This is a genomic window from Clostridium sp. chh4-2 (assembly GCF_002899675.1).
In the GTDB taxonomy this organism is placed as follows: domain Bacteria; phylum Bacillota; class Clostridia; order Lachnospirales; family Lachnospiraceae; genus CHH4-2.
Genome location: NZ_PKUU01000018.1, coordinates 122782 through 148895 on the forward strand (window position 1 = coordinate 122782; position 26114 = coordinate 148895).

A 26114-nucleotide genomic window follows, 5' to 3' on the forward strand; every position below is an offset into this window, starting at 1 on the left:
GGCGCAAATCTTTTTAATTCCATTTATAATCGTCCCGGATAAAGGGAGATAAGTTTAGTGAATGATGCTGATACCTTTCATAATATCGGATCAACATGCAGGAAAACATCAGATGAAAGCGGTAATAAGGGTCATCCAGGGAATGATGAATCAGTTCTTTTATTTTATTGATCTTATAAATCATTGTATTTCTGTGCATGAACATAACTTTTGATGTTTCCGCTATGTTTCTGCCGTTTAATAAATAGGTAAAAAGCACATCCCTTAAATTGCAGTCAAAGGCCTGATCATAACGGGTCAGTGTAAGAACAGCGGGAGAGCAGAGATAAATAATGTCATCGCTGTCAAAATGTTCCTCCATATGGTTAGCGCAAAGATCTGCAATCAAATATAAGCTGTAACGTCCGAAATAGGAGAGACGGTTAAAGGAATCTGATCTCACGTTGCGAATAATCGGCAAAAGCTGCCTACATTTTAAATAACTGATTCTCAGTGACTTGGCTGACATGCAGGCATGGCTGATCAATGCAGTTGACTGGTAACTCTCCAAAATCTTTTCCACAGCGTCTTCCTCTGCCGGGAAGGCGCAGGAGGCGAGGCGGGAGCTGATAAGGATCAGAATTGTATCGTCCAAAATCACCATATGGTGTGCCGGAAAAAGGCAATTCAGTTCTCCGTAAAGCTGTTTTAATTCAGCTTCCCCGTTTAAGGGTACGTCCGGTTTAACCAAAATAATCCTCATATACTTATGAGGCGGTTTCGGAAGATTTTGAAGCATGATTTGAATATGCTCATAATCGGCAGGCGGCTCCAAAAAAAGAAGTCTGGCGATCTCCTGAAAGGAGAGAGCCGAGTTCTGCGAGGAGGAGTCGCGAAGCCGGATGGACAGTTCATAGGCCAACGTGAACATCATCTGCTGAAGAGGCGTTCCATCGTCCTGGATACAACCATATAAGAAACCAAAAAATTCGTGCTCAATGGAAACCGGCACCAGGCAATAAATATACCCGTCCTGCTGGTCCAAATAAGCCGGAGCCTCAAAAGCTTCCCTTTTTTCGATCAGCCGGTCGATGATCTCCTGAGCGGTGACCGGCATATCGTCACAGTTTTCAAAGAGCTGGCCGTCCTTTTGGCGGATGCTGGCGGTTATGATCTTATAATCGGAATTCATGATGCTGATGGAGGCGTCAATCAGGCGGGAACTCCGCTGAAGCAGCTGCTTTAATCCCGTATCCTGGCTTTTATTTAAAAGTCCGGTCCATTTTTTCCATAAAGAAATGCATTCGAAAAGCTTATTGTACAGCGTGCTGAGCGAAAGACCGCTGAGCAGAATATTGCACGAAAAAGCTTTTAATTTTGAAATATCATTTTCTCCGCCGCTTAAAAAATAAGTGCCCACCGGTTCCTGAGCGGAGCTGTCTGCGAGAGACAGAAATTGTGATGCTGTGCCCACACAGACATAATCAGCGGGAATCTCGGTGCTTTGGTCAAGCAGAAGGATTCCCCTGCTGTCGGAATCCAGGGTCTGCAATATAGAAGAATACAGAATGTGTTGGGACAATTCGACCTTGATAAAATTTAGCAGAAACATGAGCGGCTACTCCTTAAAATTGTATAGTTTGACTGACGAAATGGTTATGATAACCATATTAACTGTACAAATTGAATGATAAAATAAAAACTAAGTTAAGTTTATCACAATTTGAATTGATTGACAATAATGTGTCGAAGTTCAAATAATCGCTTTAAATTCAAAAAGAAAGGAGACGTAAAATCGATACATTAAGGCCGGTGATAAACAAAAATGGGGGAATAGATTTTAGTTTACGATGATAAGGAGAAAGTGATATGACGAATGTACTGATTTTTTTCTTAGGATTTGTGGTGGCAATTGCAGTTGGACAGTTTTTTAAAGTAAATCCTGGCTTTGTGGCTATTTTAATCGGTTTTCTGCTTAACTGGATCGTGCTGGGGGCACAATCGAAGGCATTTATCGCTTTATGGCCTACTACCTTGTTCTGGAACTGCGTTATGCCGATGACATTTTACAGCTTTGCCAATGCCAACGGAACCATGGCGGTGTTCGGCAAAAACATAGTATATACATTCCGCCATGCAAAATGGGCGATTACGATTGTAATATTTTTAGCTACCGCATTGATTACGGCAACGGGCGCTGGGTTAAGCAGTTCCCTGATTATGGCTCCTTTAGCCTGGGAACTTTGTATGCAGGCGGGCATCAGCCCTCTGTTAATTCCATTCAGTACATGGGCCGGTTCCCTTACCATGGGATTTGCGGCCTGGACCAGCAATGGTTCCATGTTTAGCGGTTATTTTGCCCAGTACTTCCCGGAAGTGGATTCCGCTTCCCTGCTGCTGCGCATCACGATTTATCATATCCTGTTCTTTGTTGCGGCGTTTGCGGTTATGTTTGTGATTAATAAAGGCTGGAAAGTCAAAGTAAATGACGCATCCATGGATAAACCGGAAAAATTCAACAGCGAACAAAAACGTACGTTAACGATCATTGGAGTTTGTATTGCAGTTTTGCTGATTCCGTCTATCGTGGGCCAGTTCGCTCCAAACCCTCTGTTTAAATGGATGAAAGGCAATCTGACCATGCCGGTGACCGCATCAATCGGTATCTCCATATTATGCATTACCCACTGTGGTGATTTAAGAGAAATCTGCGCTAAAAAAGTGGGCTGGAATGCAGTTTGGACCATTGCAGGTATGGCCATGTACTGCGGACTTGCAAAAGAGATGGGAGTCATAGAATCCCTTGGAACATGGCTGGAATCTCTTCCGCCTTTCGTAATCGCTCCCGCCATCTGTTTTGTTGCGGCAGCCCTCAGCTTCGTTGTTTCCGCCAGCGCGGTTCAGCCGTTCTTGTTTGCGATGGTGCCGGCTCTGGCTTCTGCGGCAGGATGTTCCATACCGGCTATGGTTGTGCCGATGCTGATCGGTTGTGCGGTTACTTCCTTCAGCCCATTCTCATCCGGCGGAGTGCAGAATCTGATTGGATCGACCCAGGAAGTGCAGACACAGCTGATAAACAAGATGGTTATTACTGCAGTCGGCATGGCTGCAGCGGCCTGTATCTTATCGGCGCTCGGAGTATTTTCCATCGGGGCATAGCGCTGAAACCGGATATGGGGTAACGGGTGTTTAACAGGACGGTCTTTGCATCAGCAACTTTATGCGGAGATCGTCGCTTATCGTTGGATAACGGAGCCGCTTAGGCACGGTGAGAAAGGAAGGGGTAATATTGAGCAGAAGAGAACTGAATTATGCAGCGCCGGAATCTGTCGGGATTCCCAGCGGAGCGGTTAAAGAACTGGTGGAAGCTCTGGACCAATGCGGAACGGAAATGCATGGAATCATGATTGCCAGATATGGGAAGGTATGCGCAGGAGGCTGGTGGGCCCCATTTTCACCCAATCTGGTTCACGGCCTTCAATCCATGACTAAAACGATTTTGGCTACGGCCGTTGGAGCGCTGGTGACAGACGGTCTTTTGGATATCGATTCCAGAGTATGCGACCTGGCGCCGGAGTGGATGCCGGATCATCCCTCGGAGGCATTAAAAAGGCTTACCATACGCCATATGCTGATGATGACCAGCGGATGCCGGAAGACGTATCCGGCTTGTAAGGAAGACTGGCTGAAAGGATTTTTTGCCCAGGAGATTGAAGACGAACCGGGAACCGTGTTCCATTATGACGGGACGAATACATCGGCCATCGGAGCCATTGTATCGAAGATCACCGGGCAGCACAGCATTTTGGAATATCTGAGAACCAGGGTATTTGATAAAATCGGTATCGATACGGACCGGATCAAATGGGTGAAACATCCGGACGGCTACTGTTACTGTGGAGGAGGAGCATTTACAACCTTAGAGGATGTTTTAAGGCTTGGAATGCTCTATGAGCAAAACGGCGTCTGGGATGGAGAACGGATTCTCAGCGAGGAATGGGTGAAAGAAGCTGCGTCGAAACAGACGCATAATAACGAACGGTCGGGCGTGCCGGAATACACGGATAACAGCTCTTCCGGATATGGATTCCAGATTTGGATGACAAAGAGGCCGGGAACCTACTATTTTTCCGGCGCACACGGACAGTATGTTCTGGTAATGCCGGATAAACATCTGGTTATGGCCGTAAATCAGAATATCGTGGAAGTGCTTCCGAAACCGGGCGAGATCAGAAAGCCGAAGGTTGTGGATATGAAAGAGATCGTGCTGAATCTTCTGATCTCATTCGGTGAGTCTCTGGGTGATGATCCGCTTATGGAGAATGAGCAGGCGGAGAAAGAATTAAAACGGTATCTGGACTGTTTAAGCCGTCCGAAAGTTCTGTCGGCGCCTCTGCCGGAACATGCTTCCAAATTTTTTGAACATACGTATGAGCTTACGGACAATGAAATCTCCCTGCTGCCGGGCGTATACAGTTCGGCGCTTAAAAAATTTGTGCTCTGCACCACGGCGGACGGCCCGGTTGGCGTCCAACGCCTGAGCTTAAAAGAGTTTACGGGAAATGATTTCCTTTTGGAACTTCAGGTGAAAGGGCATAGTTATCAGACCAGAGTGGGAGTGGACGGCTTATACCGGATCGGACATTTTAAGGTGCCGGGTCATCCGGAGCTGCCGGATCAGGTGCTTTCCACCGGATACTGGAAGGACGGGGTTCTCAATATTACGCTTAATTTTATCGAAACCTGTTATTCCAACAACATAAGGATAGAAAAGAAAGAAAACAGAGCGGTGATCACCTTCGAAGAGTTCTATATGTTTGATGAACATGGGTTCTGCACAGTATTTGAAGCTGAAGACGAAGAATAGAGGCGGCGCTGCCGGAGACAGGAGGAAATTATGTACGAACGGATTGAACGGATTAAAAAAAGGGTAGTCATCGACCACTATCCGATTTGCATAGAGAAATACAGAATTACGCTGGATGTGATTGAAAAAACACCCAATGATCCTGTGATTATCCAGAGGGCAAAGATTTTAAAGGAAACGGTAGAACGGATGCCCATCGCCATCGCACCGGATGAATTGATTGTAGGTCTGGGAGCTTCCAAACCCATGGGCCTGGAGATCGATCCCCACTATGGAATCTGGACTCAGGATGAGATCGAATCCCTGATTGATGACGGATACGAGATGGACCCTAAAGATGTGGAAGATCTTCAGGAACTGAATAAAAAACACGATCCTGCCACCTTGATCGGCATGATGGGAGATATATTTTACGAACCGGAAAATGAACATATTCTGTCCCTTTTAAAAGCCGGATGCATCCTGCCTCCCTGGAAAGATAAAGCGGCCGGAAAAGGCGTGGGCGGCGGCTATGCCCAGTCGGGCCTGGGCCTGGGACCGTCGTTAATCCTTTTAGGGGTGGATTATACCAAAATACTGAAAAACGGCACGCTGAAGCTGATCGAACAGGCCAGGGAAGAGATGAAACAGGTGAGTTTCCATACCCCTGACGGAGTGGATAAATTCCGCTATTACAAAGCCGTAATCATGTCCCTGGAAGCCATGAACCGCTTAGGAGAGCGCTACAGCAAGCTGGCAGCGGAAATGGCTGAAAAAGAAGAGGATGAAAAACGGAAAGAAGAGCTTTTGCAGATCGCAGAAAGCTGTGCCTGGGTGCCTGCCCATGCGCCCAGAACGTTTAAAGAGGCAATCCAGTGCTTCTGGTTCCAGTTTTTAATGCTGAGCCCGTCCACAACCCTGCCGGGAGGCCGTTTTGACCAGATGATGTATCCATTTTATAAAGCGGATTTGGAAGCCGGAAGAATTACCAGGGAAGAGGCTACGGAATGGCTTTGCTGTCTGAGATTAAAGGATATGGAGCTGAACCGGACCTCAGGGAAGAATAACAGAAAGAAAAATGCGGGAATGGCGAAATGGCACAATTTCCTGATCGGAGGCACCAAACCGGACGGAACGGACGGAACAAATGATATCTCCTACATGATGTTGGATGCGGCGCTGATCACTAAGACGCCTCATCATACCATCACGGTCCGCGTGAGCGAAGATACTCCTGAAGAATTGATGATAAAAGCCCTTGAGGTGGTGAGAGCAGGTCTTGGACTGCCTGCATTTATCAGCGATAAATCCTATATCGAATTTTTTACCGGGCGGGGCTGTCCGGTGGAAGACGCCAGGGATTATATCATTACCGGCTGTTTAGACGCCAACCTTCCGGGCAAATCCAGAACCGGCCCGGTTCCTATGGTTACGATTCCTCTGATTTTTGATCTGTTCCGCCACAGAGGTGTGGATGTGAAGACAGACGGAAAATGCGGAATTGATTTGGGAGAATTTACGGAATTCAGCACATTTGAAGACCTCTATCAGGCATTTATCAAAGAGATGGAGTACTGCATGAATGTGGTCGGACAAAAGAATAACGTGGAGATTAAGATCACCCAGGAGCTCCTTCCCGATCCCTTACGTTCCGCTCTCATGTTTGAGGGAATCGAATCCGGAAAGGATACGTTCTGCCGCACCATGCCTTTTGAAAATGTGGCGGTTATCGATCCGATTGGAATGGTGAATGTGGGAGATTCCCTGACGGCCATACGAAAACTGGTGTTTGAAGATAAGAAGTATACCTTAAAAGAGCTTTATGATGCATTAGAGGCCGATTGGGAAGGGTACGAATCCATGCAGAAGGATTTCTTAAACGCCCCCAAATACGGCAATAACGACGATTATGCGGATGAAATGGTGGCCCGCTGTTATCAGGCGTTTGAAGATATCTGCGACACCATTCCCACGATTACCGGCGGAAAACACGTTCCAACCGGAATTTCCATCACCAGCCACCAGCCTGGCGGCCTGCTGACGGGCGCGACGCCGGACGGAAGAAAAGCGGGAGAGATACTGGCAGACGGTTCCGTATCTCCGATGCACGGAGTGGATCAGAAAGGCCCGACCTCCGTACTGAACAGCGCGTTAAAGGTGGGACAGGACAGATGGCAGGCCACTTTGCTGAACATGAAATTCCATCCGTCGGCTGTTAAGACAGACGAGGATCTTCACAAATTGTCGGGCCTGATCAGAACTTACTTGACCCATGGAGGAAAGCATATCCAGTTCAATATTGTGGATAAGGATACTCTGATTGCGGCCAGGGAACGCCCTAAGGATTACCGTGAACTGGTAGTAAGAATCGCCGGCTACAGCTGCTATTTTGTACAGCTGAATCCGCAGATGCAGGAAGAGGTCATCGCCCGCACGGAACATCAGCTCTAAGGCGCTTTATATGGGATGACTGCACTATTTTAAATGCGAAATATGTGCATAGTGCATAGAAAAAATATTGTTGCATTTAGAAATATTGTATCTTATTTTTTGAAATGTTAATATTAATTCTATAAATTTACAGAGGTGAGGCGTATGAATTCAGGAGAGTCCGGCATCGTATTTAACATTCAGCATTACTGTATCCATGACGGTCCAGGCATCCGGACCAACGTATTTTTGAAAGGATGTCCGCTCCGATGTCTGTGGTGCGCAAACCCGGAATCCAATGCAGTTCATCCGCAGCTAATGTATCTGTCGGATAAATGCACAGGCTGTCTCTCCTGTGTTCCGGTGTGCAAAAACAATGCGATCACTCCATTGGAAGGCGGCAAGGTCAAAAATGACCGGAAGCTCTGCACCGGATGCGGGGAATGTGTGCCCGCATGTATGGCCGAGGCCCGGGAAATCATGGGCAGCACCATGACGGTGGAGGAAGTGTATCAGGAAGCCGCCATGGATGAACTGTTTTACGGCACTTCCGGAGGCGGAGTGACGCTGACCGGAGGAGAGGTTCTGTCCCAGCCGGAATTTGCCAGAAATATTCTGAAAAGATGCCATGATAATAAGATTCATACAGCGGTGGAAACCTGCGGATACGCACCATGGGAGGCTGTGCGGGAGGTGATGGAGTTTGTGGATATTGTCCTGTATGATATGAAACATATGGACAGCGAAGCCCATAAACGCGGCACCGGAGTTGGAAACGAGCGGATTTTAGATAACCTGTACCGTATTTCCAATGAACTTAAAATTCCGGTCATCGCCAGGACACCCGTAATTCCGGGATATAACGACCAGCCGGAAAACATGAAAGCTATGGGAGAATTCCTGTCCCAAAAGATTCCCACCTGCCAGGAAGTAAACCTTCTTCCCTATCACAAATTGGGAGAGGGAAAACGGGACCAGCTGGAATATGAGGAGACGCAGTTTCATACCCATGTGCCCTCGGAAGAAGAGATGGAGACGCTGAGGCAGATAATCAGGGAATATGGCATTACCGTTAAATAAAGTAAAGTGAAGATCAAAAGGCCAGGGCAAAGGATTCTGCAACGAAGCATGCCTTGGCTTTTTGTTAAAAAACACGACAGAAAGGGGGAGATCACACGCAGGAATTAGAAGTATTATTCCGGCAGTTGGATTCCTTTTTCGCCGAAGGGCGCATTGAGGAAGTGGAGCCGTGGCTGAAAGAAAAGATTGAGGAAGCAGACAATGAAAACCGGGAGACCGTGCTGGCTGCGCTGTGGAGCGAGCTGGGAGGATTTTACCGGGGAAGCGGCCGGTTAAAAGAGTCGGAACAGGCATTTTGCAATGCGGTTAAACTGGCGGAAAAAAGAGAGGAAACAGATACTCCTTCATTTGGCGTCCTTCTCATCAATCTGGCGGGAACTTTGAGACTGGCAAAGCGTTTTAAAGAAGCTTTGAACCTGTATGACAGGGCCGAAGCCATTATGAGAAACAGGACTCAGAATGAGGATATCAGTTACCAGATTGCCAGCCTTTATAATAACAGAAGCCTGGTTTATCAGGAGATGGAGCATTTGGAAGATGCGAAGGCTGCACTATTAAAAGCTTTGGAAATCATTGACGGTAAACCGGAGTGCAGGGAAGAAGCGGCAATTACCTATACCAACCTGGCTCTGCTGTATGGAAAACAGAACTGCCGTGAAGAAGAGGAAAAAGCCCTCAATCAGGCGCTGAAATTATATGAAGGATTAGACCAAATGAATAATTCCCATTATGCGTCTGTTCTTTCCGCTTTGGGAGGCTGTTTCTATGAACAGAGAGAATACGAAAAGGCCTTAAATGCGTTGGAACAGGCTGCCGGGATCATGTACCGCCTGTTCGGCGGCAACTGCGAATACGGCACGATCATGCGCAACATTGAGACTGTCAGACAACAGATGGACAAGGAAGGAAAAATGGCCGATGAAGGGAATGGAACTGGCAAAAGGATATTATGAAACGTATGGCCGTCCGATGATTCATGAGAAATTTCCCGGGTTCGAACAGCGGATCGCTGTCGGTCTGGTGGGAGAGGGCTCCGAGTGTTTCGGTTATGATGACGAATACTCTAAGGATCATGATTTTGGTCCTGCTTTTTGCATGTGGCTTCCTGCTGAGGTGATGGAACAAATTGGGGAACGCCTCCAGGAGGAATACAGCCGCCTTCCTCTCTGGTACGGCGGGCTCAAGGCGAGGCGCGATAACCGGATTGGAGGGCACCGCACCGGAGTCTGGGAAATATGGGATTTTTACCGGCATTTTTTGATGATCCATGGAGTTCCCAAGACCATGATGGAATGGATGCGCCTTCCGGAAAGCTATCTGGCCGTCGCCGTGAACGGTGAGGTGTTCCGGGATGATGAAGGGCGTTTTTCTGAGATCCGGCAGTATCTGTTAAACGGCTATCCGGAGGATGTCAGAATCAAAAAGATGGTGGCCCGGGCTGCCGTTATGTCACAGTCAGGCCAGTATAATTATCCCAGATGCAGAAAAAGAGGGGAGCCGGTGGCGGCGGAACTGGCGCTTGCAGAATTTATAAAAAGCGGAATCTCTATGATCTATCTTTTGAACCGGAGGTACGCCCCGTTTTATAAGTGGATGCACAGAGGTCTCAGAGAACTGGATCTCTTAGAAGATACATGGAATCTGTTTCAGGATCTGACCGATCCGATGGTCACAGAAAAAGAAAAGCAGGAAACTGTCGAATTAATTTGTGAAAAAATAGTCAAAGAATTAAAGAAACAGCATCTGGTTGAAACGGAGGAGCCATTTTTACAAAGCCATCTGGATACTATGATGCAGAAGATTGAAGATCCCCAGATCAGGAAACTGCACTGGCTGCAGGGATAAAAAGAGCCTGATTAAGAGGCAGAAGAAAGGGGCGGCGGATGGACATCAGCGATATGGAAGATCTGATTAAAAACCTGTTGGACCGGGAGTGGGAGATGTTTACCAACGTTTCCAACGAGGGCGGACGCGCAGCCTGTCAGGACGACAGGGACACGTTTGATATTATGAGAAAAAGCCAGTTTTCTATCTGGAACAGGGAATGTCTCTTATCTTACTTAAACGATCTGGAACAGGCCCGGCAATCCGGCAGAAATCTGATGACGGAGAAATACGGATATATGATGGCGGACACCGCGCCAAATGAATTTGATAGAATAAAGGACCTGCTTCCCGAAGTGACGGAGGAAAAGGAACGATTGTCCGAAGAACTGACGGAAAAGCAGGTCGCATGGATGGAGCAGTTCAGAAAACAGTATCCGGATTTAGGAAAACGGGGGCGTCCTCTTAGAAGACATGACAGCGGCGCTGTTTTAGAAACCTCGCTGGAGACCTATTCTCACGGAGAACTGCTGACTTATTCGGTGGAAACCCTCAGGCTTTTAAAACGGCGTTTTGAACAGTTAGAGCAGGAATATGAGAATCCGGGAATCCTTGTGATGGAGGCCACGGCCCGGCAATACGGGTACCGGTCGGTGCAGGAGGCCCAGGATCACCTGAAATCTTTTAACGAGTAATCTGTATTATATTTAGATAAATAGATTGTAATCGCACAAAAAACAAGAAAAAAGCGATTAGGAAGGGGTACATAATGGCAAAATTTGTAACAGCCAAAGAAGCGGCACAATTAATACCTGATCATGCAACCGTAGGAGTTGCAGGAATGGGACTTTCCGGCTGGCCGGAAGAAGTAGCGGTAGCAATCGCAGACAATTACAAAGAAACAGGTCATCCATGCGATCTGACTATGAAACAGGGAAGCGCCATGGGAGACTGGAAAGAGAGAGGCATGACAAGGCTGGGAATCGAAGGCCTGGTTACGAAATGGTCCGCCGCCCACATCGGTTCCGCATTCGCTATGAATGATCTGGTAAGAGCCAACAAGATGGCCTGCCACTGCCTGCCGCAGGGCGCGATCGTCAACCTTTGGAGGGAGATTGCCGCCCACCGTCCCGGCCTCATCACCAAAGTAGGTCTTGGAACCTATGTGGATCCCCGTATCGAAGGCGGAAAGATGAATGAGGTAACCACAGAGGATCTGGTGGAATTGATTAATCTGGATGGAGAAGAATATCTGTTCTATAAGTCATTTAAGCTGGATGTTGCCCTTCTGCGCGGAACCACCGCGGATGAAAACGGCAATATTACATTTGAAAATGAAGGGCCTATCAATGAAGGCTATGCGGTGGCGGAAGCTGCGAAAAACAGCGGAGGAATCGTAATTGTCCAGGTTCAGTATACAGCGCAGAAGGGAACCCTTCATCCAAAAGACGTGAAGATTCCGGGCGCTTTGGTGGATTATGTAGTGGTTGCCACAGACCCAAATGCCTGCTGGCAGACAGAGGGAACCTATTATGAACCGGCATTTGCAGGCAACATCAAGAAACCATTAAACGCACTTCCTGTTCTTCCGCTATCACCTAGAAAAGTGGTTGTCAGAAGATGCGCGGCCGAATTGACAAAGGGTGCGATCGTCAATCTTGGCGTGGGAATCCCGTCTGAGACCGCCAGCATTGTTTCGGAAGAAGGCCATACAGAGGATATTATGCTCACCACGGAGAGCGGCTCCTTCGGAGGCGTACCCGCAGCACTTCCAAACTTCGGCAGCGCTTATAATGCGGAAGCCAATGTGGACCACGGCTCCATGTTCGATTTTTACGACGGCGGCGGCTGCGATGTGGCCGTACTGGGTCTGGCCCAGGCGGATGAAGAGGGCAACATCAATGTGAGCAAATTCTTCATTCCGGACAAAAAAGATCCGTCTAAGAAAATCGCAAGACTTACCGGCCCGGGCGGATTTATCAATATCTCTCAGGCATCTAAAAAAGTGATTTTCGCAGGCATGTTTGCCGATAAGTGCAAGGAAGAGATCAGAGACGGAAAACTGGTTATCTTAGAAGAGGGAAAAGGAAGAAAGTTCCTAAAAAAAGTGGAACAGATTACATTCAGCGGCCACTACGCCGCCAAGACCGGCCAGGAAGTTTTGTACGTAACGGAACGCTGCGTATTCAGACTGATCGACGGAAAGATGACCGTAATCGAGATCGCTCCGGGAATCGACCTCCAGAAAGATATCATCGGCCAAATGGATTTCGTCCCCGAGATATCACCAAATCTTAAAGTGATGGACGCAAAAATGTTCGAAGAAACCTGGGGAAACTTATCCATGTAAAAAATTGTTATTTAACTTAGTTGGCGAAAGATACGCCCGGAATCGAGATGTGAGGAAGGGAGAGGCGGTCTTTACGGGAACCCGGGCGGGGGAGAATGAAAAAAGGCCAATTGGGATTCGGGATTCGCCCCTAAGTGATACTAAGGCCCGCAAATACAGAAAGAGACAGGATCGCGCCCATTCGCAGTGAACTCCTTATGACTTCACTGCTCAAGGGGCGCTTAGAAACTGATTCGGAATTCAGTTTCTACCTGTCTCTTTCTGTACTTGCGTGCCTAAGAATCACTAAAGGGGTTCCATACGATCCCAATTGTCCTTTTTTCATTCTCCCCCGCCCAGGTTCCCGTAAAGACCGCCTCTCCCTTCCTCGCATCTCGATTCCGGGCTGGTTTTCGCTAGCCTGGTTAAAAACAATAGATGTACCTAGGTAGTTGTATAGAACCGCATTTACATAGATCTTCAAGGGATTTTCAGAAATGCCTTCACGGTTGATGTAAAAACTTACTCACTACTCCACCAAATCTTTTTTACCCTCAGCTAGCCAAGCAACAGCCGGAAAGAAGGGGAAGCCCAGGCGGGCGGCGGAAGTAATCGGCGAAATGGGATCGTATGGAACCCCTTAGAAGTACTTAGATCCGCAAGGACAAAAAGAGACAGGTAGAAACTGAATTCCGAATCAGGTTCTAAGCGCCCCTTGAGCAGTGAAGTCATAAGGAGTTCACTGCGAATGGGCGCGGTCCTGTCTCTTTTTGTCCTTGCGGGTCTTAGTACATCTTAGGGGCGAATCCCGAATCCCATTTCGCCGATTACTTCCGCCGCCCGCCTGGGCTTCCCCTTCTTTCCGGCGTACCTTCGCCAGTTAAATAAAGATTAGGTAAACTGCTCCAGTTCTTTGAGGAGTTGGACCCGGGTTTTTACGCCGACTTTGCGGTATACGTTATGAATATGTTTTCGGAGCGTGGAATCGCTGATGTATAGTCCCTGGCAGATGTCCTCGCTTGTTTTGCCGTAATAGATCAGCTGGGTGATCTCAGCTTCCCTTTTCGTGAGCCCGTAGTTTTGTGAGAATGAGGTGATGGGCTTGGCGAATGCGGAAGGGAGAGAATCCTTTGGCGTGACCTGGGTTGTCAGGAGATAGTACAGTTTTAATTCAAAATGAATCTTCATCACGTCCATAATATACATCTCTTTTTCTGTAAAATCCCCGGATTCCTTTGACTTCCACAGCACAATGGCGCCTAACGGACGGTCGTTGTGAATTAAGGTAGTGTAAAGTCCGTAATGAAGGTTTTGAGGAGCCAGAATATCCTGGTAAATCGGAGTCTTTGTCCAATCGGTTTCCTGGCTGATATCGGAGTGGCGGAATACGTTGCTCCATGGGGTATACATGTAATCAGACCATTTTGCGGAATAATTGCCTTCGATGTAGCGGTTTTCGTCAAAAGAATTTCCGGGAGGGCTGATGGCATAGGGACAGACCATGCGAATCATGCCCTGTTTATTCTCCGCCTGAAACATAATTCCCTTTGTGTAAGGAATCATGGTTTTAATCTGTTTTAAACTGATTTCTGCAAACTCCTCGTAGGTACTGCATTGATTGATCCGGTATATCATTTGAGAGAGAAAAGACCACTCACAATTTAACAAGGATTGCGGCATAATGTATACTCCTTTGCGCGTTCTGATACGTCTGTATTTGTTAGATTAATAACTATAAGTATATCACATTCTGATAATTCAGGCAAATAAATCGATATATAGCTTCTTAGGCAGTTTTCGTTTTCAAAAGCGGAAATATTCTGCCTGTTTTAATGGAATAATATGAAAAAATGGTCGGAATATGCCGGAAATATAGAAAAAATGAGGATAAAATAGCAGGAATCTTCTAGTCTTTCCACATATCTTCACATTTCTTCCAGAGAAGATCATTAGCTTCTTCAATTCCTCCACAACCTCTTAATTGTTATAATTATATCATTAAAAAGGAGGTATGGAAGGGATGTTAAATGAAAAAGCAAAAGAGTTGTTTGCCAGGCTGGAACTGGAATACGCTCCGGTTGCCTTGAAATACTGCGTTGTGAAACCGGAGGGGGTAGAACATTATGATGGACATTTCGCTTTTTGTGAGTATGTGCGGGAAGCCCAGAAAAGAGGGGGAAAGTTCTACATCACCAAGGAAAATGATGCCTGTTACGGGAAAGTATCTCTGGGAATGATTGAAAAACCGCCGGTGACGGCCAGCGGACAGGCGGGCAAAGATTTCGGCATGTACAAGACCGAAGCGGCCTGCAGAAAACTGTATCAGGAACTGCCGGTCATCGTGCCGGGAACCGTTAATTATGTCGTTTTTTCACAGGTGAGTGAATGCGATTTTGATCCGGATCTGATCGTCTGCATCGCCGATGTGGAGAAAGCGGACATTTTGATGAGGGCTACCAGCTATGTCAGCGGGGATTTTTGGGAGTCCAAGTCTTCGCCTGTGATGAGCTGCGCCTGGATGTACGCCTATCCGGTGATATCGGGAAAAGTGAATCACATCACCACCGGATTTTATCACGGCCTGAAGAGAAGGAAAGCTTATCCGCCGGGACTTCGGATGATCGCAATCCCTTATCAGAAAATCGATGAAGTGGTGTTGTCCTTAGAGGAAATGGACTGGACCGCAATTGCATTTCGGGAAGATGAGGAGAGCAAGGCGGAGTTAAAACGCAGAATGGACGGATGGCAGGAGATGGCAAAAGAACTTAACAGCACTGTGGATCTGAAATAGGGGGATTTTTTATGGGAGAAACAAAGGGAAAAAGGAATGAAATCGATCCGATGAGCCGGAATTATGAATTCAGCGACATTGAGCCGGACGAGAGATTTGTGCAGATCATGAAGGAGTATTGGGTCGTGATCGGAGTATTTATTGTTCACTGTGCGCTTTTGATTATCAATTTGTATACGCTGGGAGCGGACCCGTCCAAATATACATATGTGCTGGGTCTTCCGCTGTGGCTGTTTTTGGAACTCTGTGAATTTGTTGTCATGATTATCACATGTTTTTTCATCATCGATCATGTATTCATGGATATGGACGTAACGCCTAAAGGAAAATTGATAAAGAAAGAGAAAAAGTAATTCTTACAGGGGGAAAGCATATGGATCTTGGTATTTCAAGCGGAGCACGGTCCGTTATTATCATTGTATTTACACTTTATACGGCAGTTTTATTTTTCTACAGCCTTTATTCCAGAAAATCCATGAAGTCAACGGCAGTGGATAAATATGTGAATGAATATTATACCGGCGGGCGCGGCATGGGAATGCTGATGATCGCCATGATGGTATCGGCAGGAGTTGCGGGAGCCGGAGTGTTCCTGGGAGTTCCGGGTTATATCTATTCCCTGGGCAGCGTGTGGATGCTCTGTTGTTTCTGGAGCACCACCATGAACTTCATGGTTCTCGGCCAGGTAGGCAAGAAGACGGGAATTGTGGCCCGGAGAATTGACGCCCAGTCATTTGTCAGCCTTTTGATGCACCGGTATAACTACAATAAAGTATTCGGTTTTCTGGCAGCCGTGGTACTGCTTATTTTCTTAGGCGGCTTCGCCGTTTCCACCATCGTGGGCGGAGGAAGAATCTTCCAGGTTATGACGGGACAGCCTTATTGGGTAGGCCTGGCCATATTCACCATTTTGGTGATTATAGCCGCTGTTTCCGGCGGGGTAAAAGGAGTGGCAACCGCGATCGTGATTCAGGGAATTATCATGACGATTTCCGTTGTGGTCTTGTTTCTGATGGGGCGCAATGCAGCCGGCCCTTACGGAGAAGTTGTGAAAAATCTGGTCGATACACAGCCGGAGTGGTTCATGCCGGCCTGGAAGCCTCAGATGGTATTTTCATTCGCTTTTCTCTGGGGATTTACCACCTTTACCCTGCCGCATGTGACCATGTCGGCCCTGACCTACAAGAATACAAAAGTGCTTCACAATGCCATAAAAGTAGGCTTGGTGATCGTTTTCATCTGGCTGGTATGCCTGAACATGCTGTGCTTTCCGATTAAGGCTTTGTTCCCCGAACTGGCCGTACCGGATATGGGAATTCCGCTTTTAACCGTGACCGTGCTTCCGTCCTGGGTTGCCGGATTGGTGCTGGCAGGCGTGTGCGGCGCTGTTCAGTCCTCTGTGGGAGGTATGATCGTAGCGCTCAGTTCCTGCTTTGTAAAAGACTTTTACCAGACCTTGTTTCAGCCGAAAGCGAAACCGGAAACTTTAAAGAAATTATCCCTGATATCCACTGTGGTAATTTCCCTTATCAATTTCCTGTTCGCACTGAATCCGCCGGCGCTGCTGGCTACGCTGATCACCTATTCCACCGGAGGTCTGACCGTAGCATTTACCAGCACGCTGCTGCTGGGATATTACTGGAAAGGGGCCAATGAGTACGGAGCCATTGCAGCCATCGTAACCGGAATTCCGCTGTATCTTTTAATCGATAAAGGAGTCCTTCCGTGGAGCCTTGGAATGAACGCCTGCATCGTGGCAACGCTGATTTCCACGATTATCATGATCATAGTCAGCAAAGTGACGCCGAAAACGCCATATGGAATTATCGCCACCTGGTTCGGAGCGGATTACCCGGAGATGGAAAATAGATAAGGAATCCGTTTTACCGGCCGCATAGTTTGTATAAAAGAGAGCCGGAGCCTGAGAAAGGCCGGAGCGGATCAGCCGATTCATATCGGTCTGACGGCTCCGGCCTTTCTTTCTTGCCTGGATTTCACAAAAATTTACATCCGTTTCAAACAGTTTCTCAGCCACTGGATATAAGACGTTTCCCTGATAATAGCGCCTTCCAGAACCATGAAATCGCCGCATTCCTTTGTTCCGGCAGGAGGCGGTGTATTTTGATGATTCTGCTCCATGATGTCGGAGAGATACTGGCGTTTAGAGGTGTGTTTTTTTATCTGCTCCTGCAGATGATTTTTCAATTGTTCAGGAGTCATAAAATCGGAAAAATAGAGGCGAAGGCGGAACACATCCTTCGGAGTCGGCCCTAAAGGATCGTCCTCCATCAGCCACTCCAGCAGTTCTTTCCGTCCCTTTTCCGTAATGGTATAGAGCTTCTTTTCCAGTTTTTCACCCTGAATCACAACCTGGCATGTGACCAGTTCTTCTTCCATCAGCCGGCTCAGTTCCGGGTATACCTGACTGTGTTTTGCATACCAGAAATTGGCCAGATTGTTGCTGTTGAACTCCCTCGTAATGTCATATCCGGTCATGGGTTCCCGGTTAATCAGGCCTAAAATAGCATATTTTAATGTTCTCATAGGAACTCTCCTTTATGGATGAAATCTGTAAATCGTTTATAGTTGATTCTATCATAAATTCCAAAAATAACAAATTATTTTATAAATATTGTGAAATGTAAATAAAAAAAGGAACTTATACTTATAAAAAACTTACAAAAATGTATGAATCTACATGTCTGAATTTATATGTTTCCAAAAGTGTGCTATAATCTCGTTAAGCCAGTTGTAAAAGGCAGATGAAGATCTGGTTTTTAAGCTGCCCTGAGAAAATGCGGTGATAACTGCAGTCATCCGCGAGAAAAATGAATTTTACCGCAAGCTTTTATGAAGTGGAATGAGAATCAACAAAAGAGGGGTGATGACATTACATACCTGAGTTTTTTACGATCCAGGGGATTTGAAAAAACATTTCAGGAATTGCGGGCAGCATGAAGAATATGAAAAAGCAGTGAGAAAAAGTAAGGGAAAGAGGCTGGTATTTTAAAATAGTCTCTGAGAAGGAGTAAGGTATGAATAGAAAATTAAATCGATGGACATATGCCGTCGTTGGAATCATTGTATTGTTGTTAGCAGGTCTGGTCTATGCGTGGAGCGTATTTTCTTCACCGATAGCCGCTTATTTTTCCGATTGGACAAAAGCGCAGCTGTCCCTGACCTTCACCATATGCATGGGATTTTTCTGCTTGGGCGGCCTGTTTGGAGGCTTATTGTCCAACAAGATTAAAACAAAAGTAGGAGTCTGGATATCCGCTGTGCTGTTTTTCGTCGGATTTTTTATCGCATCCAAGAGCGGCAGCCCATCCACACTCTATATCGGATACGGAATGTTCTGTGGTTTCGCTTCCGGTTTTGTATACAACATGGTGATGAGCACCGTGCTGGGCTGGTTCCCTGATAAACAGGGTCTGGTTTCCGGGCTTTTGCTGATGGGATTTGGAATCGGCAGCTTCATCATCGGAAAAGTATATCAGGCGGCAACACCGGCAGGACCGGGAATCGATGCCTGGAGAAATTCATTTTTCGTTTTCGGCGTTGTACTTTTGGTTGTTCTGGTTGTCAGCAGTTTCTTTTTTGTTAAGCCTACAGCCGAAGACCTGGCCGGCATCAAAGTCGATAGCGGCGCTGGAAAGGCAAAGAAAAATGAAAGCGGTTTGGAAGCAACGCCAAGTGAAATGCTGAAAACTTCAGCGTTCTGGCTGTATTTCGTATGGGCGATTCTTTTAAGCGCTGCAGGACTGGCTCTTATTTCTCAGGCCAGCGGAGTTGCAACCGAAGTCGGCCCGGATGTAAACCCGGGAACCATTGCAACCGTTGTCGGCTTAATCTCCGTATTCAACGGCATCGGCCGTCTGATTTTCGGCGGATTATTCGATAAAATCGGCCGGGCTAAAACGATGACAGTGATTACAGTAGCATTTATTTTATCAGTGGGCGTGGTTTTAATCGCCCTCACCCAGAAAAACTTTGGTTTAATTGTAGCAGGATTTATCTGCACCGGCTTCTCCTACGGAGGAATCAACCCTACCAACTCCGCGTTCATCAGCGCGTTCTTTGGCAGAAAAAATTATCCGGTGAATTTTTCAATTATCAACATGAACCTTTTAATTTCCTCCTTCGGAGGAACCATCGCAGGCGCGTTATACGATGCCAGCGGGTCTTTTGTCAGCACATTCATGCTGATGATCGGCGCTGCAGTAGTGGCTCTTCTCTGCAATTTCATGATAAGGAGCCCGAAGGCTGCGAAATGATTCTAATGGCATAAAATACGCCGAAAAGAAGGAAAAGTCCGGACGAACGATGAAGGTAATAAGTGAAATAGAATCTTAGGGACAAATCTCAAATCCCATTTCGCTTATTACCTTCACCGTTCGTCCGGGCTTTTCCTTCTTTACGGCTGTTGCTAGGCTGGCTGAGAACAAAAAAAGATTTACATCAACCGTCAAAGCATTTCCGAAAATGCCTTGAAGATTTAATGTAAAGCGTGAAGGCATTTCTTAAAAAGCCTTGAGGATCTATGTGAAAATCTATGTAAAAACCGACACAAAAACATTGTTTTTAACCAGGCTTGCGAAAACCAGCACGGAAAGGGGAGGCGGAACCAGGAACGGAAGGTCTGAGGAGGTGACCGGGCCGGACAAGGAAGATGCAGCCAAATGGGATCGTATGGAACCCCTGTAGTGCTACTTAGGTCCGTAAGGGCAGAACGAGGCAGGTAAAAACTGATTTCCGTCTCAGTTTTTAAAGCGCCATTGAGCAGCGAAGTCATCAAGAGTTCACTGCGAATGGCGCTGGCCTGCCTCGTTCTGCCCTTACGGGCCTTAGTAGCTCTTAGGGGCGAATCCCGAATCCCATTTGGCTGCATCTTCCTTGTCCGGCCCGGTCACCTCCTCAGACCTTCCGCTCCTGGTTCCGCCTCCCCTTTCCGTGCGTACCCCCCCTCGTCAAATCCCCCCAAAAAAAATCATTGTGAAAAGTACACAAAAAATGATGAGAATTATCATTAAAACTCACGAAATGGGTCTAATAAAACCTGTCTATATTTACATGTTTGGATTAATATGATATAATCGCGTTAAGAAAATAACATAAGCGATTAAGGAAGGAGTAAATCATGGCAAAATTTATTACTGCCAAAGAAGCGGCACAATTGATTCCGGATCACGCAACCGTAGGAGTCGCTGGCATGGGGCTTTCAGGCTGGGCGGAGGAGGTTGCTGTGGCAATCGCTGATAACTACAAGGAAACAGGACATCCCTGTGATCTCACCATGAAACAGGGAAGCGCCATGGGCGACTGGAAAGAGAGAGGCATGACCAGACTTGGAATCGAAGGCCTTGTTACCAAGTGGTCGGCAGCGCATATCGGATCTGCATTTGCCATGAACGATCTGGTACGGGCCAACAAGATGGCCTGCCACTGTCTGCCTCAGGGAGTTATCGTCAATCTTTGGAGAGAGATTGCAGCACACCGTCCGGGTCTTATAACAAAGACAGGACTTGGAACCTATGTGGACCCGAGAATTGAAGGCGGTAAGATGAACGAGGTTACCACGGAAGATCTTGTGGAATTGATTCATCTGGACGGAGAAGAATATCTGTTTTACAGATCCTTTAAGCTGGATGTAGCCCTTTTAAGAGGCACTACAGCGGATGAAAACGGCAACATCACATTTGAGAACGAAGGACCGATCAATGAAGGATATGCGGTTGCAGAAGCAGCGAAAAACAGCGGAGGAATCGTAATTGTCCAGGTTCAGTATACGGCTCAGAAGGGAACCCTTCATCCAAAAGATGTGAAGATTCCGGGCGCTCTGGTGGATTACGTCGTAGTAGCCACAGATCCAAACGCCTGCTGGCAGACGGAAGGAACCTACTATGAACCGGCCTTTGCAGGAAATATTAAGAAGCCGTTAAAGGCTCTTCCCGTAATCCCGTTGTCACCGAGAAAGGTGATTACAAGAAGATGCGCGGCAGAACTGAAAAAAGGCGATATCGTCAATTTAGGCGTTGGAATTCCGTCTGAGACGGCCAGTATCGTTTCAGAAGAGGGATACATAGATGACATCATGCTGACAACGGAGAGCGGTTCTTTCGGAGGCGTGCCCGCAGCACTTCCAAACTTCGGAAGTGCGTATAATGCGGAAGCCAATGTGGATCATGGCTCCATGTTCGATTTTTATGACGGCGGCGGCTGTGACCTGGCTGTTTTGGGACTCGCCCAGGCGGATGAAGATGGAAACATCAATGTGAGCAAGTTCTACATTCCGGACAAGAATGATCCGACTAAGAAGATTCCAAGACTTACGGGGCCGGGCGGATTTATCAACATCTCCCAGGCGTCGAAAAAAGTTGTGTTTGCAGGTATGTTTGCTGATAAATGCAAGGAAGAGATTCAGGACGGCAAACTGGTGATTATAGAAGAGGGAAAAGGACGGAAATTCTTAAAACAAGTGGAGCAGATCACATTCAGCGGCAAATATGCTTCCACATCCGGCCAGGAAGTTCTTTACGTGACGGAACGGTGCGTATTTGAACTGATTAACGGGAAGATGACTGTAATCGAGATCGCTCCCGGAATCGACCTTCAGAAAGATATTATCGGCCAGATGGATTTTGTTCCGGAAGTTTCTCCCGATTTAAAACTGATGGATGAAAAGATGTTTATGGAAACATGGGGCGGTTTATCCATGTAAGAAAGCGGTATGGTGCGGTAGATGGAGATGGAACTGGTCAACAAGACCATAGGAGACTGCTTAGCCGGCCGGGTGAAAGCGTCTCCCGACAAGATAGCAATCGAATACTGGGATAAGAATTATACCTGGTCGGAAGTGGATCTGGTGTCGGATTATCTGGCGGTCAGGATGTGTTCCTTCGGCATGAAGAAAGGCGATCACGTGGGACTCTGGAGTGTGAATACCCCAAACTGGGTATTGACATTTCTGGCTCTTTTGAAGATCGGAGCGGTTCCGGTACTCATTAACACCTGTTATCTGGAACATGAACTGATGGACATCATCCGGTATGCGGATATCAAATACATGTATTACGGAGACGGTTATAAGTCTCTTCTGTACGAAACCATGATCGACCAGGTGAAAAGAGAAGCTTGGTGCAAAGTGGAACGGTGGATTCCCATCGGCCGCGACGGCGAAGGCAAGTGGATGACGGAAAAAAGCTTTTTTACTGCTGAAAAGAGCAAAAAAGAGATGATCAAACTGGCCCGTGTAAAACGTCAGGTACAGCCTGAAGACATTGCCGGAATGCTTTTTACGTCAGGTACCACCAACATTCCCAAAGGCGTTATGCTGAGCCATTACAATTTGGTAAATAATTCGTTGGAAACCGCGGTTCGTATGAAGTGGAATGAGAACGATAAGTTATTTTTAGTGGTTCCCCTGTTTCACTGTTTTGGCATCACCTCCGGTTTATTAGCCAGCATTCACGCCGGATGCACCATTCATTTGATGAAATATTTTAAGACAAAAAAGGTATTGGATCACATTGATAAATACAGCTGCACCGTGTTAAACGGGGTGCCGTCCATGTTTTTAGCCATAATACGCAACCCGGCTTTTTCCGAATATTCACTGAAAAGCCTGCGTTCCGGCATCATAGCGGGATCGCCGCTGTCGTCGAAAGAATATATATCCATCTGCCAGAGGATTCCGGGGATCGACCTGATCCCCTCCTACGGGCAGACGGAGACGTCTCCCTGTGTAACCATAGCGGACCGGGAAGACTACTTTGGAAGAAAAGCGGAAACCGCAGGAAAGCCGATCAGCCATGTGGAACTGAGAATCTATGGAACTCAGACAGGACTGATTCTGGAACATGACAAGATCGGCGAGATACAGGTCCGCGGTTATAATGTGATGCAGGGCTATTACAATCTGAAAAAGGAAACAGAAGCTGTGATTATGGAAGACGGCTGGCTGAGAACCGGTGATCTGGGGTATCTGGACCGGGACGGTTATCTGCATGTGGTGGGAAGGCGCAAGGATATGATCATCCGGGCGGGAGAGAATATCTCCCCTCAGGAAATCGAAAGTTATATTAAAGATTTGTCCAATGTACAGGATGTAAAGGTGATCGGCATTCCAGCCGATGTGGTTCAGGAAAAGATAGTGGCCTGCGTCATTCCGGTTCCGGGAATCCCATTTAGTGAACCGGGGATTCTGGCTTATCTGAAGCCGAGGCTGGCCCATTATAAGATTCCCAGCCATGTAATGCAGTTTCAGTCATTTCCCATGACTGCAAGTGGAAAAGTATTGATATCTGAATTAAAAAAACAGGTTATCGATAGATTAGAACAAGAAAACAAACCTGATTAAATTGCCGGTGAAACGGCAGAATGGAGGAAATTAAAACATGTATTTTACAGAACAGCACGACTTGATCAGAAAACTGGCCAGAGAATTCGCAGAAAAAGAGCTGACCAAAGAAATTCTGGACCAGGTGGAGGAAACGGAAGTTTTCCCGGAAGAGATTCTTCAGAAAATGGCAAAAGCAGGATTTTTTGGAATTAAGGTTCCGAAAGAACTGGGCGGCCAGGGCGGAGATGCCCGCTCTTATGTAATTGTTATGGAAGAGATTTCAAGAGTGAGCGGCGTAGCCAGCTTATATGTTTCTTCCCCTAACTCCTTATCCGGCGGACCTCTTTTATTATCCGGCAATGACGAGCAGAAGGAAAAATATTTAAAACCCGTTGTAACAGGCGAGAAAAAACTGGCATTTGCTTTAACAGAGCCGGGCGCAGGTTCCGATGCGGGCGGTATGACAACAACAGCCGTAAAAGACGGCGATTACTATATTTTGAACGGACGTAAGACCTTCATCACCATGGCTCCTCTTTCCGATTATGCGGTTATCTATGCAAAGACCGATATGACAAAAGGAACCAGAGGCATTTCCGCATTTGTTGTGGATATGAAGCTTCCGGGCGTATCCTGCGGAAAACCGGAGGATAAGATGGGACTGATCGGCTGTGCAACCAGCGATATCATCCTGGACAATGTGCGCGTACATAAGAGCGACCTTCTTGGAGAAGAAGGAAGAGGATTCAGCAATGCGATGAAGACTCTGGATACCGGACGTATGGGCGTTGCGGCTCAGTCCATCGGTGTGGCTCAGGGCGCTTTGGATGAAGCGATCAAATATGCAAAAGAGAGAAAACAGTTCGGCAGAAGAATCGGTGATTTCCAGGCAATCAGCTTCATGATCGCCGATATGGCAACAAAACTGGAAGCAGCAAAACAGCTGGTATATAAAACCGCTTATCTGATGGATACCCATCAGGACGCATCCATGGCAGCATCTATGGCGAAATATTTTGCAGCTGAAACCTGTAATGAGATCGTAGGAAAAGCAGTGCAGATCCACGGCGGATATGGCTTTATCAAGGATTACAAGGTAGAGCGCATGTACAGAGACTGCCGCGTATTCACAATCTACGAAGGAACTTCTCAGGTACAGCAGATGGTAATCGCAGGCAAATTATTAAAAAAATAAGACGTAAATTATGTGGACAATTATTCACATGAATATAGATGCCGTATTGCGGCAGAGCGGAGGTAGAAATGAAGATATTAGTTTGTGTTAAACAAGTACCAGATACCAATGAAGTAAAGATCGACCCTGTAAAGGGCACCTTAATCCGTGACGGTGTGCCGAGTATCTTAAACCCGGATGACGCCAACGCGTTAGAAGCAGCATTACAGATCAAAGACCAGGACCCGGATACCGTGATTGCAGTTTTAACCATGGGACCGCCACAGGCAACCTATATGTTAAGAGAATGCCTTGCAATGGGAGCAGACGAAGCATACCTGCTGAGCGACCGCGCATTCGGCGGAGCAGATACCTGCGCGACATCCACCACAATCGCAGCGGGAATCCGTAAAGTGGGCGGAGTGGACGTGATCTTTGCAGGACGTCAGGCCATCGACGGAGATACCGCACAGGTAGGACCTCAGGTAGCCCAGAGACTCGGCCTTCCGGTAGTAACCTATGTTCAGGAGATCAAACTGGAAGAAGGAAAAGCCATCGTACAGAGACAGATGGAAGACGGATATGAAGTGATCGAAGTGCAGACCCCATGCCTTCTGACAGCCGTAAAAGAATTAAACGAGCCGAGATACATGAGTATCGGAGGAATCGTAGACGCATACAAGAAAGAGATCACCGTATGGAACCATGACGATGTAGAATTAGACCCGAAGAACTGCGGATTGAACGCATCCCCGACTCAGGTGTTCCGTTCCTTCACACCGCCGCCAAAGGGAAAAGGCGAGATGTTAAGCGGAAGCATTCAGGATATGAGCGCATGCTTAGTTGGAAAGCTGAAAGAAAAACATTACATTTAAGGATCGAATGAGAACGAGGAAAGGATGTATAGAAAATGGCAGTAAATGTGATTAAAGAAAAATGTAAAGGCTGTTCCATCTGTGTGAAGAACTGTCCTTTTGACGCAATTACCATGGAAAACAAGCTGGCAGTGATCGGAACGGCATGTACCGGATGCGGCGTATGTGTGGAGAAATGTCCATTCAAGGCAATTGAAAAGGTCGAAGAAGAAAAAGAAGTAAAAGATTTAAGCGCATATAAAGGCGTATGGGTATTCGCAGAGCAGAGAGACGGAAAGATCATGCCGGTGGTAATCGAACTGCTTGGAGAAGGCAAGAAGCTGGCAGCAGAAGTGGGCTGTGAGCTGTGCGCAGTTCTCTGCGGAAGCGGAGTGGAAGGCCTGGCAGACGAACTGTTCGCCTATGGAGCGGATAAAGTATACGTGGCAGACCATGAAGAGCTGTCCAC

At 47.0% G+C, this 26114-nt stretch carries 21 protein-coding genes; 18 read left to right on the forward strand and 3 right to left on the reverse strand.

What is annotated here, in order from left to right; translation table 11 throughout:
- Positions 1-13: 13 nt before the first annotated feature.
- The gene (locus C0033_RS18110; protein ID WP_103229310.1) at positions 14-1591 is read right to left on the reverse strand and encodes a helix-turn-helix domain-containing protein; all 1578 of its coding nucleotides are present in this window, start codon (positions 1589-1591) and stop codon (positions 14-16) included.
- 257 nt (positions 1592-1848) lie between these two features.
- Here C0033_RS18110 and C0033_RS18115 point away from each other — a divergent pair, with 257 nt between their 5' ends.
- The 8 genes from C0033_RS18115 (at position 1849) to C0033_RS18150 (ending at position 12509) form a co-directional block, all read left to right on the forward strand.
- Positions 1849-3138 carry an SLC13 family permease gene (locus C0033_RS18115; protein WP_103229311.1) on the forward strand — a complete coding sequence of 430 codons (1290 nt, stop codon included), beginning with the start codon at positions 1849-1851 and terminating at the stop codon, positions 3136-3138.
- A gap of 130 nt (positions 3139-3268) precedes the next feature.
- On the forward strand, positions 3269-4846 hold the full coding sequence (locus C0033_RS18120) for a serine hydrolase (protein WP_103229312.1): 1578 nt from the start codon (positions 3269-3271) through the stop codon (positions 4844-4846).
- Positions 4847-4876: 30 nt separating this feature from the next.
- A complete protein-coding gene (locus tag C0033_RS18125; RefSeq protein WP_103229313.1) occupies positions 4877-7276 on the forward strand; it encodes a pyruvate formate lyase family protein in 2400 nt (799 codons plus the stop codon).
- 144 nt (positions 7277-7420) lie between these two features.
- Positions 7421-8335: a glycyl-radical enzyme activating protein gene (locus tag C0033_RS18130; RefSeq protein ID WP_103229314.1), complete on the forward strand. Its 915-nt coding sequence runs from the start codon at positions 7421-7423 to the stop codon at positions 8333-8335.
- A 125-nt stretch (positions 8336-8460) separates the two neighbouring features.
- Positions 8461-9288: a tetratricopeptide repeat protein gene (locus C0033_RS18135; protein WP_103229315.1), complete on the forward strand. Its 828-nt coding sequence runs from the start codon at positions 8461-8463 to the stop codon at positions 9286-9288.
- A complete protein-coding gene (locus tag C0033_RS18140) occupies positions 9254-10180 on the forward strand; it encodes a DUF4037 domain-containing protein (protein WP_103229316.1) in 927 nt (308 codons plus the stop codon). The genes C0033_RS18135 and C0033_RS18140 overlap by 35 nt, the downstream gene beginning before the upstream one ends.
- A gap of 38 nt (positions 10181-10218) precedes the next feature.
- Positions 10219-10854 carry a DUF4125 family protein gene (locus tag C0033_RS18145; RefSeq protein ID WP_103229317.1) on the forward strand — a complete coding sequence of 212 codons (636 nt, stop codon included), beginning with the start codon at positions 10219-10221 and terminating at the stop codon, positions 10852-10854.
- A gap of 74 nt (positions 10855-10928) precedes the next feature.
- Positions 10929-12509 carry a malonate decarboxylase subunit alpha gene (locus C0033_RS18150; RefSeq protein ID WP_103229318.1) on the forward strand — a complete coding sequence of 527 codons (1581 nt, stop codon included), beginning with the start codon at positions 10929-10931 and terminating at the stop codon, positions 12507-12509.
- A gap of 870 nt (positions 12510-13379) precedes the next feature.
- Here C0033_RS18150 and C0033_RS18155 read toward each other — a convergent pair.
- A complete protein-coding gene (locus C0033_RS18155) occupies positions 13380-14168 on the reverse strand; it encodes a helix-turn-helix transcriptional regulator (RefSeq protein WP_103229319.1) in 789 nt (262 codons plus the stop codon).
- 340 nt (positions 14169-14508) lie between these two features.
- Between C0033_RS18155 and C0033_RS18160 the strand changes: the two genes are divergently transcribed.
- Genes C0033_RS18160 through C0033_RS18170 form a run of 3 tightly spaced genes read left to right on the forward strand, consistent with a single transcriptional unit; the run spans position 14509 to position 17152 of the window.
- Complete coding sequence (locus C0033_RS18160) at positions 14509-15279, forward strand: DUF169 domain-containing protein (protein ID WP_103229320.1); 771 nt, start codon at positions 14509-14511, stop codon at positions 15277-15279.
- 11 nt (positions 15280-15290) lie between these two features.
- Positions 15291-15632 carry a YhdT family protein gene (locus C0033_RS18165; RefSeq protein ID WP_103229321.1) on the forward strand — a complete coding sequence of 114 codons (342 nt, stop codon included), beginning with the start codon at positions 15291-15293 and terminating at the stop codon, positions 15630-15632.
- Positions 15633-15652: 20 nt separating this feature from the next.
- A complete protein-coding gene (locus C0033_RS18170; RefSeq protein WP_103229322.1) occupies positions 15653-17152 on the forward strand; it encodes a sodium/panthothenate symporter in 1500 nt (499 codons plus the stop codon).
- A gap of 131 nt (positions 17153-17283) precedes the next feature.
- Here C0033_RS18170 and C0033_RS18175 read toward each other — a convergent pair whose 3' ends face one another.
- Entirely contained in the window at positions 17284-17823 is a 540-nt protein-coding gene (locus C0033_RS18175; protein WP_103229323.1) for a PadR family transcriptional regulator, read from the reverse strand.
- 491 nt (positions 17824-18314) lie between these two features.
- Here C0033_RS18175 and C0033_RS18180 point away from each other — a divergent pair, with 491 nt between their 5' ends.
- The 7 genes from C0033_RS18180 to C0033_RS18205 all read left to right on the forward strand — a co-directional run.
- Positions 18315-19553 (forward strand): MFS transporter, encoded by a 1239-nt coding sequence (locus C0033_RS18180; RefSeq protein ID WP_103229324.1) that lies wholly within the window; start codon positions 18315-18317, stop codon positions 19551-19553.
- Positions 19554-19821: 268 nt separating this feature from the next.
- Complete coding sequence (locus C0033_RS27150) at positions 19822-19983, forward strand: hypothetical protein (protein WP_180994807.1); 162 nt, start codon at positions 19822-19824, stop codon at positions 19981-19983.
- A gap of 433 nt (positions 19984-20416) precedes the next feature.
- On the forward strand, positions 20417-21997 hold the full coding sequence (locus C0033_RS18185) for a malonate decarboxylase subunit alpha (protein ID WP_103229325.1): 1581 nt from the start codon (positions 20417-20419) through the stop codon (positions 21995-21997).
- Positions 21998-22018: 21 nt separating this feature from the next.
- Complete coding sequence (locus C0033_RS18190; RefSeq protein ID WP_103229326.1) at positions 22019-23635, forward strand: AMP-binding protein; 1617 nt, start codon at positions 22019-22021, stop codon at positions 23633-23635.
- 37 nt (positions 23636-23672) lie between these two features.
- Positions 23673-24812 carry an acyl-CoA dehydrogenase family protein gene (locus tag C0033_RS18195; RefSeq protein ID WP_103229327.1) on the forward strand — a complete coding sequence of 380 codons (1140 nt, stop codon included), beginning with the start codon at positions 23673-23675 and terminating at the stop codon, positions 24810-24812.
- A gap of 68 nt (positions 24813-24880) precedes the next feature.
- Positions 24881-25666, forward strand: a complete 786-nt coding sequence (gene etfB / locus C0033_RS18200) for an electron transfer flavoprotein subunit beta (RefSeq protein ID WP_103229328.1) — start codon at positions 24881-24883, stop codon at positions 25664-25666.
- Positions 25667-25713: 47 nt separating this feature from the next.
- Positions 25714-26114, forward strand: a 401-nt coding sequence (locus C0033_RS18205; protein WP_347501185.1) for a 4Fe-4S binding protein, incomplete at its 3' end; no start/stop codon positions are given.

Excerpts from the sequence above, each read along its gene's own strand:
- C0033_RS18110 (WP_103229310.1), bottom strand. The coding sequence starts at position 1,591 with ATGTTTCTGCTAAATTTTATCAAGGTCGAATTGTCCCAACACATTCTG.
- C0033_RS18115 (WP_103229311.1), top strand. The coding sequence starts at position 1,849 with ATGACGAATGTACTGATTTTTTTCTTAGGATTTGTGGTGGCAATTGCA.
- C0033_RS18125 (WP_103229313.1), top strand. The coding sequence starts at position 4,877 with ATGTACGAACGGATTGAACGGATTAAAAAAAGGGTAGTCATCGACCAC.
- C0033_RS18130 (WP_103229314.1), top strand. The coding sequence starts at position 7,421 with ATGAATTCAGGAGAGTCCGGCATCGTATTTAACATTCAGCATTACTGT.
- C0033_RS18140 (WP_103229316.1), top strand. The coding sequence starts at position 9,254 with ATGAAGGGAATGGAACTGGCAAAAGGATATTATGAAACGTATGGCCGT.
- C0033_RS18145 (WP_103229317.1), top strand. The coding sequence starts at position 10,219 with ATGGACATCAGCGATATGGAAGATCTGATTAAAAACCTGTTGGACCGG.
- C0033_RS18150 (WP_103229318.1), top strand. The coding sequence starts at position 10,929 with ATGGCAAAATTTGTAACAGCCAAAGAAGCGGCACAATTAATACCTGAT.
- C0033_RS18155 (WP_103229319.1), bottom strand. The coding sequence starts at position 14,168 with ATGCCGCAATCCTTGTTAAATTGTGAGTGGTCTTTTCTCTCTCAAATG.
- C0033_RS18160 (WP_103229320.1), top strand. The coding sequence starts at position 14,509 with ATGTTAAATGAAAAAGCAAAAGAGTTGTTTGCCAGGCTGGAACTGGAA.
- C0033_RS18165 (WP_103229321.1), top strand. The coding sequence starts at position 15,291 with ATGGGAGAAACAAAGGGAAAAAGGAATGAAATCGATCCGATGAGCCGG.
- C0033_RS18170 (WP_103229322.1), top strand. The coding sequence starts at position 15,653 with ATGGATCTTGGTATTTCAAGCGGAGCACGGTCCGTTATTATCATTGTA.
- C0033_RS18175 (WP_103229323.1), bottom strand. The coding sequence starts at position 17,823 with ATGAGAACATTAAAATATGCTATTTTAGGCCTGATTAACCGGGAACCC.
- C0033_RS18180 (WP_103229324.1), top strand. The coding sequence starts at position 18,315 with ATGAATAGAAAATTAAATCGATGGACATATGCCGTCGTTGGAATCATT.
- C0033_RS18185 (WP_103229325.1), top strand. The coding sequence starts at position 20,417 with ATGGCAAAATTTATTACTGCCAAAGAAGCGGCACAATTGATTCCGGAT.
- C0033_RS18190 (WP_103229326.1), top strand. The coding sequence starts at position 22,019 with ATGGAGATGGAACTGGTCAACAAGACCATAGGAGACTGCTTAGCCGGC.
- C0033_RS18195 (WP_103229327.1), top strand. The coding sequence starts at position 23,673 with ATGTATTTTACAGAACAGCACGACTTGATCAGAAAACTGGCCAGAGAA.
- etfB (WP_103229328.1), top strand. The coding sequence starts at position 24,881 with ATGAAGATATTAGTTTGTGTTAAACAAGTACCAGATACCAATGAAGTA.